Consider the following 16,933-nt stretch of genomic DNA (forward strand, 5'->3'; position numbering starts at 1 on the left):
TTCGATCATGTGGTAAAAAATTCTGCCCCCGCCCCCTTTCGCGGGGCAATTTTTGGGTTGATAGTCGGGGGAAATCCAATGGCGCTTGGAGCAGGCATGACCACAACCGGACGGCTGACGACCCACGTTCTCGATACCGCGAACGGGACCCCTGCCAAGGGAATGACCATCGATCTTTACAGGGTCGATGGGGATGCGGCGGTGTTCGAGCGGTCGGTGGTCACCAATGCTGACGGGCGGTGCGACGGGCCATTGCTGGAAGGGGAGGCATTTGCGGAAGGGGCATACCGGCTGAACTTCCATGTCGGCGAGTATTTCAGCAAAATCAACGGCAAAGCGGTGGATTTCCTGGACGTGGTGGCGGTGGATTTCCGGGTGAGCGACGGTGGGGCGCACTATCACGTGCCGCTGCTGGTTTCGCCCTTCGGCTATTCGACCTATCGCGGGAGCTGATCTTGGAAACGCGCACCACTGTCCGCTTCTATCTTAACGGCGATCTGGTCGAGCTGGATGCGCTCGAGCCGGATCGGACGCTGCTCGATTTCCTGCGCCTGGACCGTGTCTTGCGTGGGACCAAGGAGGGCTGCGCAGAGGGGGATTGCGGGGCCTGTACGGTCATTGTCGGTCGCATGGATGGTGGCGTTGTGCGCTATTTGCCCGCAAATGCGTGCATAATGCTGGTGTCGATGCTGGACGGCGCGCATGTGGTGACCGTTGAGCATCTCAAGGGCGCCGATGGCGGTTTGCATCCGGTGCAACAGGCCATGGTCGATTACCATGGCAGCCAGTGCGGGTTCTGCACGCCGGGGTTCGTGATGAGCCTTTACGGGTTGTGGCTGGCCAATCCCAGTCCATCCGTTCCCGAGATCGAAAAGGCGCTGCAGGGCAATCTGTGCCGTTGTACGGGGTATGCGCCGATCGTCCGGGCGGCACAGGCCGTCTCCAATTACGGGTCGGTGCTCGAAGACGTGCTCAACAGGGAGCGCGATGCGATCATTGCAAACCTGACCGCGCTCAGGGACGGGCGGCGGGTGGTTGTCGAGGGGACGCGGGGCAAGACGATCATTCCGGCCAATGTCGATGATCTTGCGGCGGTGCTCGAAGGGTTGCCGGAAGCAACGCTTGTCGCGGGGGCGACCGATGTGGGGCTGTGGGTCACCAAATTCATGCGCGAGATCGCCCCAGTGGTGATCGTGGGGCATCTGATGGGGGAGGTGTCCGTCGAGGATGGACGCATCGTTTTCGGGGCGGGGGTGAGCTACGCCAGGGTGTTTGAGACCATCGCCACTCACATTCCGCAGATGGTCGAGTTGTTCGATCGGATCGGCGGCGTGCAGGTGCGGGCCATGGGAACCATCGGCGGCAATATCGCCAATGGCTCACCAATCGGCGACACGCCGCCGCCGCTGATCGCGCTGGGGGCCGAGGTTACATTGCGCAAGGGTGATCGCCGTCGCGTGGTGAGGCTCGAGGAGTTCTTCATCGCCTATGGCAAGCAGGACCGGGAGAAGGGAGAGTTTGTCGAAAGCGTCTCGGTGCCCCTGCCGGGGGCCGATGAGTTGTTCGGGGTCCACAAGGTTACCAAGCGGCGGGAGGAGGATATCACTGCAACGCTGGGGGCGTTTCGCATCAAGGTTGCCGACGGCGTGGTGGCCGGAGCGGTCATCGCCTTTGGGGGCATGGCCGCGACCCCAAAGCGGGCAAGGGCGGTCGAGGCGGCGCTGATCGGCAAGCCCTGGACGCTTGAGACGGTCGAAGCCGCGCTGGACAAATTCGAGGAGGATTTCCAGCCTCTGACCGATTGGCGGGCCAGCGCTGACTACCGGATGCTGGCTGCGAAAAACCTTCTGAAGCGGGTCTATTTCGAGACTATCGAAGGGCCGAGCCATATCGTTCGGCATGAGGTGGCATAATGACCGCGCTCGATAACAAGCCCGCCATTCGTGGCGGCGTGCATGTGCCGCAAAAGCACGATTCCGGGCACAAGCATGTGTCGGGAACGGCGGAATACATCGATGATATGGTTGAGCCGGCGGGCACGCTGCATGCGTATCTTGGGCTTTCCACCAGCGCGCACGGGGAAATCGTGTCGCTCGACCTCGAGCCCGTGCGGCGGGCGCCGGGCGTGCTCGGGGTGCTGACGGCGGACGATGTGCCTGGGCACAACGATATTTCGCAGCCCGGCAAGCATGACGAGCCGATCTTTGCCGAAACGCGCGTCGAATTTTTCGGGCAGCCGCTTTTCGCGGTGGTCGCAACCACGCGCGAAGCGGCGCGGCGCGCGGCGAAACTGGCGCAGGTCAGTTATACCGAACTGCCCTTTGCGCTCGATGTCGGCGCGGCGCGGGCGGCAGGTGGAGCATTGGTGACGCCGGGCATGAAGCTCGAACGCGGCGACGTTACTGCGGGCATGGCGGCTGCCAGAAACCGGGTTAAAGGCTCGATGGAGATGGGCGGACAGGACCATTTCTATCTCGAAGGCCATATCGCTTTGGCGATCCCCGGCGAGGATGATGAGGTAACCGTTCACTCCTCCACCCAGCACCCGAGCGAGGTCCAGCATATGGTGGGGCACGCGTTGGGTGTGCCCTCCAACGCGGTCAATGTCGTAGTGCGCCGCATGGGCGGGGGGTTCGGGGGCAAGGAAACCCAGAGCAATCTGTTTGCCGCGGTGGCGGCCATCGCGGCGAAAAAATTCGGCCGCGCCGTCAAGATCAGGCCCGACCGGGACGACGACATGATCGCCACGGGCAAGCGGCACGATTTCGTCGTCGACTACGAAGTCGGTTATGACGATGAGGGGCGGATTGAAGCGGTGGACGCGGTTTTCGCCGCGCGCTGCGGGTTTTCCGCGGACCTTTCCGGGCCGGTGACCGACCGGGCGCTGTTTCATGCGGACAACGCATATTATTATCCCAATGTGCGGCTCAAATCCGAGCCGCTCAAGACCAATACGGTTTCCAACACCGCGTTTCGCGGGTTCGGCGGGCCGCAGGGCATGGTGGGCTGCGAGCGCTGGATCGAGGACATCGCCTATGCGCTTGGCAAGGATCCGCTCGATATTCGCAAGGCCAATTTCTATGGCGATACCGACCGCAACCTCACGCCCTACCATCAGACGGTCACCGACAACATCATCGGGCGGGTGGTCGATGAGCTTGAGGCAAGCTCGGACTATCGCAGGCGGCGCGAAGATATCATCGCCTTCAACAGGACGTCCAGGGTCCTCAAGCGCGGCATCGCGCTGACGCCGGTCAAGTTCGGGATCAGCTTTACCATGACGGCCTTCAACCAGGCCGGGGCGCTTGTTCATGTTTATCGCGACGGGTCGATCCATCTCAACCATGGCGGCACCGAGATGGGGCAGGGGCTTTACGTCAAGGTGGCGCAGGTTCTGGCCGATTGCTTCCAGATTGATCTCGACAAGGTCAAGATCACAGCTACGACCACAGGCAAGGTGCCCAACACCTCGGCAACTGCAGCCTCGTCGGGCTCGGACCTCAATGGCATGGCTGCGGCCAATGCCGCCGAGCAGATCAAGGACCGGTTGGTCCGGTTTGCTATGAACAAATTCAGTGTGCCCGAGGACGCTGTTTCGTTCGAGCCCAATTGCGTGATGGTGGGCAATCAGCGCCATGACTGGGCCGATTTCATCGATCAGGCCTATCTGGCCCGCGTGCAGCTTTCGGCCGCGGGATTTTACAAGACGCCGGACATTCACTGGGACCGTGCAGCGGGCAAGGGGCAGCCCTTTTATTACTTTGCTTATGGCGCTGCGTGTTCGGAGGTGGTGGTGGACAGCCTGACCGGAGAATACATGGTCGAGCGGGTCGATGTGCTGCACGATGTGGGCAAATCGCTCAACCCGGCCATCGATATCGGGCAGATCGAGGGTGGGTTCATCCAGGGCATGGGGTGGCTCACAACCGAGGAATTGTGGTGGGACGACAAGGGGCAGTTGCGCACGCACGCGCCCTCCACATACAAGATCCCGGTCGTTTCCGACGTCCCCAAGATTTTTGACGTGAAGCTGGCCGAATGGTCGGCCAACACCGCCCCAACCATCCGCCGTTCCAAGGCGGTGGGCGAGCCCCCGTTCATGCTGGCGCTTTCGGTACTCGAAGCGCTCTCGATGGCTGCGGCCAGCGTTGCCGACTATAAGATCGCGCCGCGTATGGATGCTCCGGCCACGCCCGAACGGGTGCTGATGACCATCGAACGGCTCAGGCGCGAGGCGGCCGGGCGGTGAGCGTTACCCCGCAACAGCTGCGCGACTTTCTCAACCGCCACAGGCAAGCCGTGCTGGTCGAGGTGACGGAAGCGAAGGGATCGACACCGCGCGAGGCCGGAGCGTGGATGGTGGTCTCGTCCGAGGACGAAATCGGTACCATTGGCGGTGGGCAGCTCGAGTTTCTGGCAATCGCAAGGGCGCGGGAGGCGTTGGCTTCGGGGGAAGCTGCGGCGGCGCTCGATATCCCGCTTGGGCCCGAAATCGGACAATGCTGCGGCGGACGGGTGGCAATCGGCATGCGGGCGGTCGATGCGGATGTGGCCCAAGATGTGCGGGTGCGTGCCGAACGGGCCTATATGGCGCGGCCACACGTTTATGTGTTCGGGGCCGGGCATGTAGGCAATGCGCTGGGTCAGGCGCTGTCGCTTTTGCCGCTGCGCACGCTGGTCGTGGACAATCGCGCGGCCGAAATCGCCAGGGTTCCGCGCGGGGTGGAAGCGCGGCACGCTCCGGTGGCTGAAGCGCTGGTTCGGGAGGCGCCGAAGGGATCGTGTTTTGTTGTTCTCACCCACGATCACGGGCTCGATTTCCTTATCGCGTCCGAAGCGCTGATGCGGGACGATTCCGCCTATGTGGGGATGATCGGATCGAAAACCAAAAAAGCCACCTTCAAAAGCTGGCTTTCCGATATGGGGCTGGATACGGGGATGGTCGAAAAACTCGCCATGCCGATTGGCGGAGCCGATGTGCACGACAAGCGGCCCGAGGTGATCGCGGCGCTCACGGCGGCAGAGATTTTGCGGGCTCTGGCCGATCAGGATTTAGGATTAGGGCAAACCATAAATGACTGATTTCACGCTGTTTTGGGAATGGATGGCGTTTGCCGTGCGTTGGAGCCATGTGATCGTGGGGATCGCGTGGATCGGATCGTCCTTCTATTTCATCGCGCTCGATCTCGGGCTGCGCAAGCATGCCGATCTGCCAGCCGGGGTGCAGGGCGAGGAGTGGCAGGTGCATGGGGGCGGATTCTACCACGTCAACAAATACATGGTCGCGCCGCCCAACCTGCCCGAGCACCTGGTCTGGTTCAAATGGGAGAGCTATTCGACCTGGCTGACCGGGTTTGCGATGCTCATCATCGTCTATTACGCCGGCGCCGACCTGTTCCTGATCGACCGCACCGTGTTGGATGTCGATGCGCCGGTTGCCATCGGCATATCGCTGGCCTCGCTGGCGCTCGGATGGGTGCTCTACGATCTGCTCTGCAAGTCACCGCTGGGCAAAAGCCAGAACGGGCTGATGATCGTCCTGTTTGCGATCCTTCTGGCCATGTCGTGGGGCTATATGCAGGTGTTCACCGGCCGCGCCGCCTTTCTGCATATGGGCGCATTCACGGCGACAATCATGTCGGCGAACGTCTTTTTCATCATCATTCCCAACCAGAAGAAGATCGTCGTTTCGATGAAGGCCGGCGAGGCGCCCGATCCGGCGCTTGGGGCGCAGAGCAAGCAGCGCAGCGTGCACAACAATTACCTGACGCTGCCGGTGCTGTTCTTCATGCTCTCGAACCATTACCCGCTGGCGTTCGCGACCGAATACAGCTGGGCGATCGCCGGACTGATCTTTCTCATTGGGGTTGTGATCCGGCATTTCTTCAACACCATGCATTCAACAGGGCGGCGCGAATACTGGACGTTTGCGCTGGCACTGGTGCTGTTTATCGGGATCATCTGGCTTTCGAGCTATCCGAAAGCGCGGGCCGAAACCGGAGACGTCGCGCTCAGCTCGACTGCGCAGAGTTTTCTCGAAGATGCCCATTTTCAGCAGGCGTCCCAGATTGTGCTGGGTCGATGTTCGATGTGCCATGCCGCCGAGCCTGCCTATGACGGCGTGCATATGGCGCCAAAGGATGTGCGGCTCGACACGCCCGAGCTGATCGCCGAACATGCACGGGAAATCTACATCCAGTCGGCGCGCAGCCATGCCATGCCACCGGGCAATGTGTCGTTCATGACCGATGAGGAGCGGCAGATGCTGACCGTCTGGTATCAGTCGGTAACCGGGGAGCGGAGCCTGTGACCGCAAAGATTTTGCGCGGCCGCGTTCTGACCTTCATCGCCGAACCCTCCGGGGCCGACGATCACGAAAGCTATCGCTATATCGAGGATGGGGCGGTGGTTGTCGATCAGGGAAGGATCGTTTCGGTCGGGGAGTGGAACGAGGGGGTCAGGCTCGTCGCGCCCAAGGCTGAGATCATCGATCACCGGCCCAATCTGATTATGCCGGGGTTTATCGATACCCATATCCACTATCCACAGATGCAGGTGATCGGCTCGTATGCCAAGGACCTCCTGGAGTGGCTCAATACCTACACGTTCGTAGAAGAACAACGCTTCGCCGATGCAGAGCATGCGGCGCGCATCGCCTCACTGTTCTGTGACGAACTGGTGCGGTACGGGACGACTACGGCGGCGGTTTATTGCTCGGTGCATCCGCAATCGGTGGACGCGTTTTTCGCCGAGGCGAAAAAGCGCGACATGCGCATGATTGCCGGCAAGGTGATGATGGATCGCAACGCGCCCCAAGGGCTGCTCGATACGCCGCGACGGGGGTATGACGAAAGCAAGGCGTTGCTGGAAAAATGGGACGGCGTCGGGCGGCTGCACTACGCGATTACCCCGCGTTTTGCGCTGACCTCTACCCACGCACAAATGGAAATGGCGCAGGATCTGGTCCGCGAATTTCCCGATGTCTATGTCCAGACGCATGTGAACGAGAGCCTGGGCGAAATCGAGTTTGTCAGGGAACTGTTTCCCAACTTGCCTGACTATGTCGGCGTCTATGAGCATTACGGGCTGCTGGGCCCGCGGACATTGCTCGGCCATTGCATCCACATGACCGACCGGGAAATCGCGGCACTTTCGGAAACGGGATCGGTGGCGGTGTTCTGCCCGACATCGAACCTGTTCATCGGCTCGGGGCTGTTCGACCGCGAACGGCTGATGGCGTCCAATGTGCGGATCGGGGTAGCGACCGATGTGGGCGGAGGCACTTCCTATTCGATGTTGCGCACGCTCGATGAGGGCTACAAGGTGCTGCAGTTGCGCGGCCAGCGCCTCTCACCGCTCGAAAGCTTTTTCATGATGACGCTGGGCAATGCGCGGGCGCTTTTGCTCGAGCACACCATCGGCACGCTGGAGCCTGGCGCCGATGCCGATATCGTGGTGCTCGATGCCCGGGCCCTGCCGCATATGGCGCTCAAGATGGAGCAGGTGGAACATCTGTCCGAGGAGTTGTTTCTGCTCCAGACATGCGGTGACGACCGGGTGATTGCGCAAACCTATGTGGCGGGCGAGGCGGCCAAGACTCCGCCAAGCTGATTTCCACATCGTGGAAGGGTTTTCCACGACCGCTTGGCGGAAATAGGCTGGCGCGTTAGCTGGGCAGGAAACGAGCAGGAGAGAGACGATGAGTAGCTATGTCACGCGGGCCGGTTTGCAGGTCGATGAACAGCTTGCCGCGTTTGTCGAACAGGAGGCGCTCAACGGGCTCGATATAGCGTCGGACAGCTTCTGGGCGGGGTTTGCCGAGATGGTCGCAGCCTATATGCCGGGCAATCGCGAACTCCTGGAAATCCGCGACAGGATGCAGAACCAGATCGATGATTGGCATCGTGACAATGGCCCGGCTACCAAGGACCCCGAGGCCTATCAGGCGTTTTTGCGCGAGATCAAATATCTCGAGGACGAGCCAGAGGATTTCCGGATTGAGACGGAAGATCTCGATTCCGAGATTGCCTCGATCTGCGGCCCGCAACTGGTGGTGCCGGTCTCAAATGCCCGCTATGCGCTCAATGCCGCCAATGCCCGCTGGGGCAGTCTATACGATGCGCTTTATGGCACCGATGTGATTGCCCGCGAGGGCGATCTGGCGCCTGGGCGCGCCTACAATCCCAGGCGCGGCGCCGAGGTGTTCGCGCGGGCCGGCCATTTTCTTGATGAGACGTTTCCGCTGCTCGGCGTCAAGCATTGGGCGGTGACACGCTATGGCGTCGATACATCGGGAGATATTGCCAGATTGGTGATCGAAAGTCAGGATGGCCCAGCGAAACTGGCTTATCCCGAGGCGTTCGCGGGCTATTCGCGCCATGGCGACGTGCTGCGCATTCTGCTCAAACACCACGGATTGCATGTTGAACTGGTGATCGACGCAAACCATCCGGTGGGCAAGGACCATCCGGCCAATCTGGCAGATGTGGTGATCGAAAGCGCGCTGACCACAATTCAGGATTGCGAGGATTCGGTCGCGGCGGTGGATGCCGAGGACAAGGTCGGGGTCTATCGCAACTGGCTCGGGCTGATGAAGGGCGATCTGGCCGATACGTTCGAAAAGGGCGGCAAGAGCGTTACACGGACGCTTAATGCCGACCGGGCCTACACTGCACCGGATGGAAGCGAGTTGACCCTCAAGGGTCGCGCGCTGCTGCTGGTGCGCAATGTCGGGCATCTGATGACGACCGATGCCATCCTCGATGCGGACGGGCAGCCGATCGGCGAGGGAATGATGGATGCGGCGATCACCACGCTTTGCGCCCTGCACGACCTCAAGCGTAGGGCCAATTCGACAACCGGCTCGATCTACATAGTCAAACCCAAGATGCACGGGCCGACCGAGGTGCTGTTTGCGTGCAATGTGTTCGGGGAGGTCGAAAAGATCCTCGGATTACCGCTCAACACAATCAAGATCGGCATCATGGACGAGGAGCGGCGGACATCGGCCAACCTCAAGGCCTGTATCCACGCGGCGCGTGAACGGGTGTTTTTCATCAACACCGGCTTCCTAGACCGCACGGGTGACGAGATCCACACCTCTATGGAAGCCGGGCCGGTGTTGCTCAAGGATCAGATCAAGGCCGAGCGCTGGATCCAGGCTTACGAGGATCGCAACGTCACGATAGGGATCGCGTGCGGGCTGACCGGCCGCGCCCAGATCGGCAAGGGCATGTGGGCCCGGCCCGACGATATGGCGGCGATGATGGAGCAGAAGGTCGGACATCCAAAATCGGGCGCCAATTGCGCCTGGGTGCCTTCGCCGACGGCGGCAACGCTGCATGCGCTGCACTATCATGAGGTCGACGTGTTCGAGGCGCAAAAGCGCAGGCACAACGAGCCCATTCCCGGTCTGGACGCCTTGTTCTCCATGCCTGTGCTCGATCCGTCGACTTTGTCGGCTGAGCAGATCCAGCGCGAACTTGATAACAATGCGCAGGGCATTCTGGGCTATGTGGTGCGCTGGGTCGACGCGGGGGTGGGGTGCTCGAAAGTGCCCGACATCAATGATGTGGGCTTGATGGAGGACCGGGCAACCTGTCGCATCTCATCGCAGGCGATTGCCAACTGGCTCTGGCATGGTGTGGTAACACAGGACGAGGTGGTGGCGACGTTCACACGGATGGCCCGGGTGGTCGATCAGCAGAATGCCGGCGATCCAGCCTATGACCCCATGAGCGACGATCCCGAACACTCGGTCGCTTTTCAGGCTGCATTGGCGCTGGCGCTGGAAGGGGTAGAACAGCCCTCAGGCTATACCGAGCCCCTGCTGCACGCCAAGCGGGCGGAAAAGAAGGCTCAGCGATAATCGTTGCGATTGTCGGAAAGGCGCGGTGCCGGCTGCGCCTTTTGCTTGTCATCCGAGGCGTTCTGCGCCGATTTCCGGTCGCGGCGGCTGCGGTGCCAAAGGTGCCACTGGCGTTCTCCGCGCAGGATAATCCCGTTCATTGGGCGCTGGAGGAAGGGCAGGTCAATGGCCAGCAACAACAGGCCGAGCGGTAGCATCCAGACGCCGAGGATCGGAAGAAAGGACGCAATCCCCCCGAGGCACAACAGGATGCCCAGCGGGATACGAATGAGCATGGCCCAAGGCTGGCGCAGCACATAGATGATCATCGCAAAGCGCGGAAAGCGCGCTTCGAGGCGTAGGAACAGGCGTTCGAGGCGGGTCCGCTCTTTGGTCATGCTCTAAGAGATAAGAGGGAAAGTGGCTTAATCAAGCCGTGCACGGTCATGAGACGAAATCGAACTTGTCGACGTCAAACAGACCGTTGTCGGTCATTTTCAGGTGCGGAATGACCGGCAGGGCAAGAAAAGCGACCTGAAGGAAGGGTTCAGGCAGGGTGCAATCGAGCGCCCTTGCCGCCTCGCGCAAATGTTCGAGGTGTTCGGTGACGATCTCGAAGGGTTCCGGACTCATCAGTCCAGCAATGGGCAGAGCGAGGTCGGCGAGGATTTCGCCCTCGCAAGCAACGGAAAAGCCGCCACCGATTTCGATGAGGCGATTGACGGCCAGCGCCATATCCTCATCGGTCACACCGACCACGGTGATATTATGGCTGTCATGGCCGACTGAAGAGGCGATGGCGCCGCGCTTGAGCCCGAAGCCCTTGACGAAGGACCGGCCGATATTGCCGTTGATGCCATGGCGCTCGATGACCGCCACCTTGATGACATCGGCACTGGTGTCCGGTTTCAGCCCGTCTTCGTCGCTAGCCAGGGCCGCGCTCTCGCGGAAGGTTAGAATGAGGCCGGGTTTGACGCCGATTACCGGCACTTCGTTCTTGTCGGGATCGGGCGCTGTAATGAAAGCCGATGGCTCGACCGGCTTTGCCTTCATGGAGTCAAGACCAACCGGGGCGACCTGTTCGCGGGTTGCCCAGAGTGCTTCGGTGACAAGGCGACCGGCCGAAACGACATCGGAAACGCGGCAATCCTCCAGGCTATCGAGCAGCGCGATGTCCGCGCGCCAGCCCGACGCGACGTGCCCGCGGTCCTTGAGGCCGAAAATGCGAGCAGCAGAATGGGAGGCGGCGCGATAGACGTGATGGAGCGGGCAACCATGGGCGATCAGGCGGCGGATCGAAGAATCCAGATGGCCCTCTTCGGCAATGTCGAGCGGGTTACGGTCGTCCGTGCAGAGCGCAACGAAGGCCGAGGTGTTTGCGTCGAGGATCTCAGCCAGTGCGTCGAGGTCTTTTGACACCGAGCCCTCGCGAATGAGGATCGCCATGCCCTTGGAGAGCTTTTCGCGAGCCTCGGTCGCGCTCGTCGCTTCATGGTCTGTGCGGATGCCAGCAGCCAGATAGGCGTTAAGATCGAACCCGGAGAGCAGCGGTGCGTGGCCATCCATGTGCCGGTGTTGGAAGGCTTCGAGCTTGGCCAGAATTCCCGGATCGCAATTGATTACGCCGGGAAAGTTCATCATTTCGGCAAGGCCGATGACCTTGGGGTGATCGACAAAGGGTAACAAATCTTCGATCTCGAGGCGCGCGCCGGCCGTCTCGAATGGGGTGGCGGGGACGCAGGAAGAAAGGTTGATGCGGATATCCATGATCGATTGCTCGGCGCAATCGAGGAAGTAACTGATCCCCCTGGCACCGAGCACGTTAGCAATTTCGTGGGGATCGCAGATGACGGTTGTGACGCCGTGGGGCAGCACGCAACGGTCGAATTCGAGCGGGGTGACGAGCGAGGATTCGATGTGAAGATGGGTATCGATGAAGCCGGGCACGGCAAAGCGGCCGGCGCCATCGATTTCGCTGTGGCCCGCATAAGTGCCATGGGTGCCGACGATGCGATCTGCGACGATGGCGATGTCGGTCTGGGTGACTTCACCGGTAACAATATCGAGCCGCCGGACGTTCCTGATGACCAGATCGGCAGGATCAAGCCCGCGTCCGGCGCGGATCATGCGGGCGAGAGTGGCAGCGTCAGTCATCAGCTATTGTCCTTGGTCTTGTACCAGAAGGGTGTCGCGGCGCGGGTGTTCGGTCAAGAAACAAAAGCGGCGGCATTGCTGCCGCCGCTTTCGATTGACAGAACCTTGGAGCTTACTGCGGAAGCTGGTCGTCCACGCCTTCGACATAGAAGTTCAGACCCAGCAGAGTGCCGTCATCGGCCTGTTCGCCTTCGGCGAGCCATTGGGTGCCGTCCTGCTTGTTGATCGGGCCGGTAAAGACAAAGAGTTCGCCGGATTTGATGGCTTCCTCGGTTTCTTCGGCTAGCGCTGCGACCTCTTCGGGCATGTTGGTGTAAGGTGCCATTGTCAGAATGCCGTCGACCAGCCCGTCCCAGCTGTCCGAGGTTTCCCAGGTGCCATCGATCACCGCGCCGACGCGTTCGATGTAATAGGGCGCCCAGGTGTCCACGATGGCCGTCAGCTGGGTTTCAGGACCAGCTTCGATCATGTCGGAAGCCTGACCGAACGCCTTGATGCCGCGGGCGGCGGCTTCCTGCATGGGGGCGGTGGAGTCGGTGTGCTGGGTGATGATATCGACGCCCTGGTCCATCAGAACCTTGGCGGCATCGGCTTCCGCGCCGGGATCATACCAGGAGTTGGCCCAGACCACCTTGACGGCGAAATCGGGGTCGATCGACTGCGCACCAAGCATGAAGGCATTGATGCCCTGCACAACTTCAGGGATCGGGAACGAGCCAATGTAGCCGGCAACCCCTGCTTCCGACATCGAGGCGGCGATCACGCCCTGAATGTAGCGGCCTTCATAAAAGCGCGAATTGTAGACCGAGACGTTGGGCGCGGTCTTGTAGCCGGTAGCGTGCTCGAACTTGACGTCCGGAAAGCGTTCGGCAACGGCGATGGTGGGGTCCATGAAGCCGAAGGAGGTGGTGAAGATGATGTCACAGCCGGAACGCGCCATGCGCTCGATGGCACCCTCGGAGGTGGCTTCGGCGACGTTTTCGATGAAGCGGGTTTCGACGGCATCGCCATATTCCTCTTCCACCGCGAGGCGCGCGATGTCGTGAGCCTGGCTCCAGCCGCCATCGGTGTGCGAACCGACATAGACAAAGCAGGCTTCGACGGGCTCGTCCTGCGCCATGGCTGCAGGAACCACAGTCAGCGACAGTGCCGTGGCTGCCGCAAGAGTTGAGAGGAGCGTTTTCATGAGTGTCCCTTCCTTGAACTTTGGTTTTAGCGATCCGGCACGAAGCTCTTGCCGAGCGAGGCCGGGGTGTTAATCAGCGTCAGCCGCCGGTTCTGGGAAATCAAGACCAGAACCAGGACGGTGGCGAGATAGGGGAGTGCCGAAAGGAACTGGGACGGAATGCCGATCCCCAGAGCCTGGGCGTGCAACTGGCCAATCGAGACCGCGCCGAACAGATAGGCGCCCGCCAGCACCCGGGCCGGTCGCCAGGAGGCGAAAACCACGAGCGCCAACGCAATCCAGCCTCGGCCCGCCGACATGTTTTCGGTCCATTGGGGAGTGTAAACGAGTGAGAGATGGGCGCCAGCCAGGCCCGCACAAGCCCCACCGAACAGGACGGCCAGATAGCGATAGCGGATGACCTTGATGCCGAGTGCGTGGGCCGATTGCGGATTGTCACCGATCGAGCGCAGAGTGAGGCCCTTTTTTGTTCTGAACAGGAACCAGGCCACGCCGATGACAAGCGCGATGGATATATAGAAGATGACGTCCTGGCCGAACAGCAGGCGGCCGATGATCGGAATATCGGACAGTACGGGGATATCGAGAACCGGCATGCGGACAGCCGAACGGCCGACATAGGGCTCGCCGATCAATCCGGATAGGCCAAGGCCCAGAATGGTGAGGGCAAGGCCGGTTGCATATTGGTTTGTTGCCAGCGTGAGCGCCAGAAAGGCAAAGAGCAGCGAGAGGACGGTGCCGAACAGCACGCCGACCAGCGCGCCGATGAAGGGATTGCCGGTGACGATCATGCCGACAAAACCGCCGACGGCACCCATGACCATCATGCCCTCGACGCCGAGATTGAGGGTGCCGGAGCGTTCGACGACCAACTCGCCGAGGGCGGCCAACAAAAGCGGCGTTGCGGCCGTGATGATGGTGAGAAGGATCGATTCAAGCATCGGCGACACTCCCCGATGCCTTTGGCGCGCGGGCAAAGCGGATGCGGTAATGGATCAGCGTATCGCAGGCCAGGATATAGAGCAGCAACGCGCCCTGAAAGACTCGGGCGACCTTGTCGGAAAGTCCAAGCGAAATCTGGGCGGCCTCTCCGCCGAGATAGGTAAGCGCCAGCACCAATCCCGCGACGATCACGCCGAGCGGATTGAGACGGCCCAGGAAAGCCACGATGATGGCAGTGAACCCGTAGCCCGGCGAGATGATGGGGCGCAACTGCGCCGAGGCACCAGCCACTTCGATGATGCCAGCCAGCCCGGCACAGGCGCCGGCCAGAAGGAAGGAGAAAAAGATCATCTTCTTTGCGTCGAAACCGGCGAATTTGCCGGCACGGGGGCTGGTGCCGAGCACCTTGATCTCGAAGCCCTTCAGCGTGCGCGAGAGCATGACCCAGATGGCGATGGCGACGACAATCGCGATCACGATGCCCCAATTGGCACGGCCATCGGCTGGCATCAGTTCGGGGATGCGGGCGAAAGAATGGAAGCGCACCGATTCGGGGAAATTCATGCCACCCGGATTGCGCCACGGGCCACGCACGAGATAGTCGAGAATCAGTTCCGCTACATAGACCAGCATCAGGCTGACGAGGATTTCGTTGGTGTTGAATTTGGCCTTGAGCAGCGCGGGAATGCCGGCCCAGAGTGCGCCGCCAACGATGGCGAACACCATCATCAGCGGCAGAACAAACGGGGTTTGGAGGTCGGTGAACAGGACCGGGAAGATCGACCCGGCCAAAGCGCCCATGATGAACTGACCTTCGGCGCCGATGTTCCAGTTGTTGGAAAGATAGCAGACCGAAAGACCGGCCCCCATGAGAATCAGCGGTGCGGCTTTGATGAGCAGTTCGTGGACGGACCACAGCTCGGTCAGCGGCTCGACGAAATAGACATAGAGCGCCGCCAGCGGGTCTTTGCCCAGAATGGCGAACATGATCGCGCCAGTGACTACCGCCAGCGCAAGGCCGATCAGCGGGGAGAGAAATTGCAGCGCGCGCGAGGGGTTGCCGCGTTTTATGAGTTCGAGCCTCATGCGGTCTGCCCCTCGAAAATGCCCGACATCTTGAGCCCGATGGCATTGCGGTCGGTCTGGGCCACGGGAGCGAAATCGGAGAGGCGGCCTTCGGCGATCGCGGCGAGGCGGTCGGTGAATTCAAAAAGCTCGTCAAGGTCCTGGCTGATGACCAGAACCGCGGCGCCGCCCTCGGCGAGGTCGACCAGGGTCTGACGGATGCGCGCCGCCGATCCGGCATCAACGCCCCAGGTGGGTTGGTTGACGATGATCACCTTGGGATCTTCGAGTACTTCGCGCCCGATGATGAACTTCTGGAGGTTGCCCCCCGAAAGCGATTGGGCCGCCGGATCGGGCGCACTTTTGCGAACGTCGAGGGCATCAACGATGGTGCCGAGCAGGCTTTTGGCCTTGCCTCGGTTGAGGAACATGCCCGATTTGAGCCCCGGATTGACCCTGTAGCGGGTGAGGATAACGTTTTCGCTCAACGAAAGGGATGGCACGGTGGCATGACCCAGACGCTCCTCGGAGATAAAGACAGCGCCCTTGGCGCGCCGGGCGGTGATGTCGTCGTGGCCTACGGGTTTTCCGAAAAGCGTGACCTGTTCGGGACGGCCGGCAAGGCGTTCGCCGGAGAGCACATCGAAGAGCTCCGACTGCCCGTTTCCGGCAATTCCTGCGATACCCACAATCTCGCCGGGGAACAGATCGAGCGAGATATCCTTTAACGGTGTGCCGAAAACGTCGCGGGAGTCCATCGAAAGATTCGAGATGGAGAGCAGCGGTTCGGCGCCTTGCGGGCGCGCCTTGGCCGGCCGGATCTGGTGAATATCGGCGCCGACCATCATGCGCGCGATGGAGGCGGCGGTTTCATCGCGCGGAATACAGGTGCCTACGACCTTGCCGTGCCTGAGGATGGTTGCGCGTTCGCACAGCGCCCGAACTTCTTCGAGCTTGTGCGAAATATAGAGGATGGCCTTTCCCTCGTCGCGCAGCTTGCGCAATACAGCAAAAAGGTCGTCGACCTCCTGGGGCGTGAGCACCGAGGTCGGCTCGTCCATGATGACGAGATCGGGATGGCCCAGAAGGCAGCGCACGATTTCGATGCGTTGACGCTCACCCACCGAGAGATCGTGCACATAGGCACCGGCCTTGAGCGGCAGGCCATATTCCCTTGATACGGTTTCGACGTCGGCGGCCACCTTTTTGATCGGAGTGTCACCGGGCAGGGCGACAGCAACATTTTCGGCAACCGTAAGGGCTTCAAAGAGCGAAAAGTGCTGGAACACCATGCCCACGCCGAGCTGACGCGCAAAGGCGGGGCTGGGAATGGAAACGGGCTTTCCCCGCCAGACCATTTCGCCGGCATCGGGCTGGAGTGCGCCATAGAGCATTTTGACGAAGGTCGATTTTCCGGCGCCATTCTCACCGAGCAGAGCATGAATTTCGCCCGGGATAATCTGGAGATCTACGGAATCGTTGGCCTTGAAACTCCCGAAGGATTTGGTGAGACCTTTAAGGGTCAGCAATGCTTCGGGGCCGCTTGCGGTCATCACGCGCCAAAATTAGACCAAATGGACAAAAACACTATGTCGTCACATGCGGCGGGGCGCAAGGCCGATTGCACGCGCGATGGTGACTTGTTGAACGATATTTTCCATTTGCCCAATTTTGCGTCACCAGCGTCGTGGAACGGGATCTCCGACCATGCGTTCTACCCTTGCCGTGCACTTTGCCCG

Annotated in this window: 13 protein-coding genes; 7 read left to right on the forward strand and 6 right to left on the reverse strand. The window is 61.0% G+C overall.

Annotated elements, in window-relative coordinates; all coding sequences use genetic code 11:
* The first annotated feature begins 96 nt into the window (after positions 1-96).
* The 7 genes from uraH (at position 97) to OF122_RS05730 (ending at position 9,868) form a co-directional block, all read left to right on the forward strand.
* Positions 97-453, forward strand: coding sequence for a hydroxyisourate hydrolase (uraH, locus tag OF122_RS05700; RefSeq protein WP_408636308.1), 357 nt, complete (start codon positions 97-99; stop codon positions 451-453).
* A gap of 2 nt (positions 454-455) precedes the next feature.
* Positions 456-1,913: a xanthine dehydrogenase small subunit gene (gene xdhA, locus OF122_RS05705; RefSeq protein WP_408636309.1), complete on the forward strand. Its 1,458-nt coding sequence runs from the start codon at positions 456-458 to the stop codon at positions 1,911-1,913.
* On the forward strand, positions 1,913-4,249 hold the full coding sequence (gene xdhB / locus OF122_RS05710; RefSeq protein WP_264226845.1) for a xanthine dehydrogenase molybdopterin binding subunit: 2,337 nt from the start codon (positions 1,913-1,915) through the stop codon (positions 4,247-4,249). The genes xdhA and xdhB overlap by 1 nt, the downstream gene beginning before the upstream one ends.
* Positions 4,246-5,082: a xanthine dehydrogenase accessory protein XdhC gene (gene xdhC / locus OF122_RS05715; RefSeq protein ID WP_264226846.1), complete on the forward strand. Its 837-nt coding sequence runs from the start codon at positions 4,246-4,248 to the stop codon at positions 5,080-5,082. The genes xdhB and xdhC overlap by 4 nt, the downstream gene beginning before the upstream one ends.
* Positions 5,075-6,310, forward strand: a complete 1,236-nt coding sequence (locus OF122_RS05720) for a urate hydroxylase PuuD (protein WP_264226847.1) — start codon at positions 5,075-5,077, stop codon at positions 6,308-6,310. Before xdhC ends, OF122_RS05720 begins: the two co-directional genes overlap by 8 nt.
* The gene (gene guaD, locus OF122_RS05725) at positions 6,307-7,611 is read left to right on the forward strand and encodes a guanine deaminase (protein WP_264226848.1); all 1,305 of its coding nucleotides are present in this window, start codon (positions 6,307-6,309) and stop codon (positions 7,609-7,611) included. Before OF122_RS05720 ends, guaD begins: the two co-directional genes overlap by 4 nt.
* Positions 7,612-7,699: 88 nt before the next feature.
* Positions 7,700-9,868: a malate synthase G gene (locus tag OF122_RS05730; RefSeq protein WP_264226849.1), complete on the forward strand. Its 2,169-nt coding sequence runs from the start codon at positions 7,700-7,702 to the stop codon at positions 9,866-9,868.
* Here the strand turns inward: OF122_RS05730 and OF122_RS05735 are convergent.
* The 6 genes from OF122_RS05735 to OF122_RS05760 form a co-directional block, all read right to left on the reverse strand.
* Positions 9,859-10,245, reverse strand: coding sequence for a hypothetical protein (locus OF122_RS05735; RefSeq protein WP_264226850.1), 387 nt, complete (start codon positions 10,243-10,245; stop codon positions 9,859-9,861). The genes OF122_RS05730 and OF122_RS05735 overlap by 10 nt on opposite strands.
* A gap of 46 nt (positions 10,246-10,291) precedes the next feature.
* Entirely contained in the window at positions 10,292-12,001 is a 1,710-nt protein-coding gene (gene ade / locus OF122_RS05740) for an adenine deaminase (protein WP_264226851.1), read from the reverse strand.
* A gap of 112 nt (positions 12,002-12,113) precedes the next feature.
* Positions 12,114-13,187, reverse strand: coding sequence for a BMP family ABC transporter substrate-binding protein (locus OF122_RS05745; RefSeq protein WP_264226852.1), 1,074 nt, complete (start codon positions 13,185-13,187; stop codon positions 12,114-12,116).
* Positions 13,188-13,213: 26 nt separating this feature from the next.
* Positions 13,214-14,128, reverse strand: a complete 915-nt coding sequence (locus OF122_RS05750; RefSeq protein WP_264226853.1) for an ABC transporter permease — start codon at positions 14,126-14,128, stop codon at positions 13,214-13,216.
* A complete protein-coding gene (locus OF122_RS05755; protein WP_264226854.1) occupies positions 14,121-15,215 on the reverse strand; it encodes an ABC transporter permease in 1,095 nt (364 codons plus the stop codon). The genes OF122_RS05750 and OF122_RS05755 overlap by 8 nt, the downstream gene beginning before the upstream one ends.
* The gene (locus tag OF122_RS05760; protein ID WP_264226855.1) at positions 15,212-16,747 is read right to left on the reverse strand and encodes an ABC transporter ATP-binding protein; all 1,536 of its coding nucleotides are present in this window, start codon (positions 16,745-16,747) and stop codon (positions 15,212-15,214) included. Before OF122_RS05760 ends, OF122_RS05755 begins: the two co-directional genes overlap by 4 nt.
* Positions 16,748-16,933 lie beyond the last annotated feature (186 nt).

The organism is Pelagibacterium flavum (assembly GCF_025854335.1).
Taxonomy (GTDB): Bacteria; Pseudomonadota; Alphaproteobacteria; order Rhizobiales; family Devosiaceae; genus Pelagibacterium; species Pelagibacterium flavum.

What these genes read in the sequence shown, in the direction of transcription:
- ade (WP_264226851.1), bottom strand. Translation starts at nt 12,001, where the DNA reads ATGACTGACGCTGCCACTCTCGCCCGCATGATCCGCGCCGGACGCGGG.
- OF122_RS05730 (WP_264226849.1), top strand. Translation starts at nt 7,700, where the DNA reads ATGAGTAGCTATGTCACGCGGGCCGGTTTGCAGGTCGATGAACAGCTT.
- xdhB (WP_264226845.1), top strand. Translation starts at nt 1,913, where the DNA reads ATGACCGCGCTCGATAACAAGCCCGCCATTCGTGGCGGCGTGCATGTG.
- OF122_RS05745 (WP_264226852.1), bottom strand. Translation starts at nt 13,187, where the DNA reads ATGAAAACGCTCCTCTCAACTCTTGCGGCAGCCACGGCACTGTCGCTG.
- OF122_RS05760 (WP_264226855.1), bottom strand. Translation starts at nt 16,747, where the DNA reads ATGACCGCAAGCGGCCCCGAAGCATTGCTGACCCTTAAAGGTCTCACC.
- OF122_RS05755 (WP_264226854.1), bottom strand. Translation starts at nt 15,215, where the DNA reads ATGAGGCTCGAACTCATAAAACGCGGCAACCCCTCGCGCGCGCTGCAA.
- OF122_RS05750 (WP_264226853.1), bottom strand. Translation starts at nt 14,128, where the DNA reads ATGCTTGAATCGATCCTTCTCACCATCATCACGGCCGCAACGCCGCTT.
- uraH (WP_408636308.1), top strand. Translation starts at nt 97, where the DNA reads ATGACCACAACCGGACGGCTGACGACCCACGTTCTCGATACCGCGAAC.
- OF122_RS05720 (WP_264226847.1), top strand. Translation starts at nt 5,075, where the DNA reads ATGACTGATTTCACGCTGTTTTGGGAATGGATGGCGTTTGCCGTGCGT.
- OF122_RS05735 (WP_264226850.1), bottom strand. Translation starts at nt 10,245, where the DNA reads ATGACCAAAGAGCGGACCCGCCTCGAACGCCTGTTCCTACGCCTCGAA.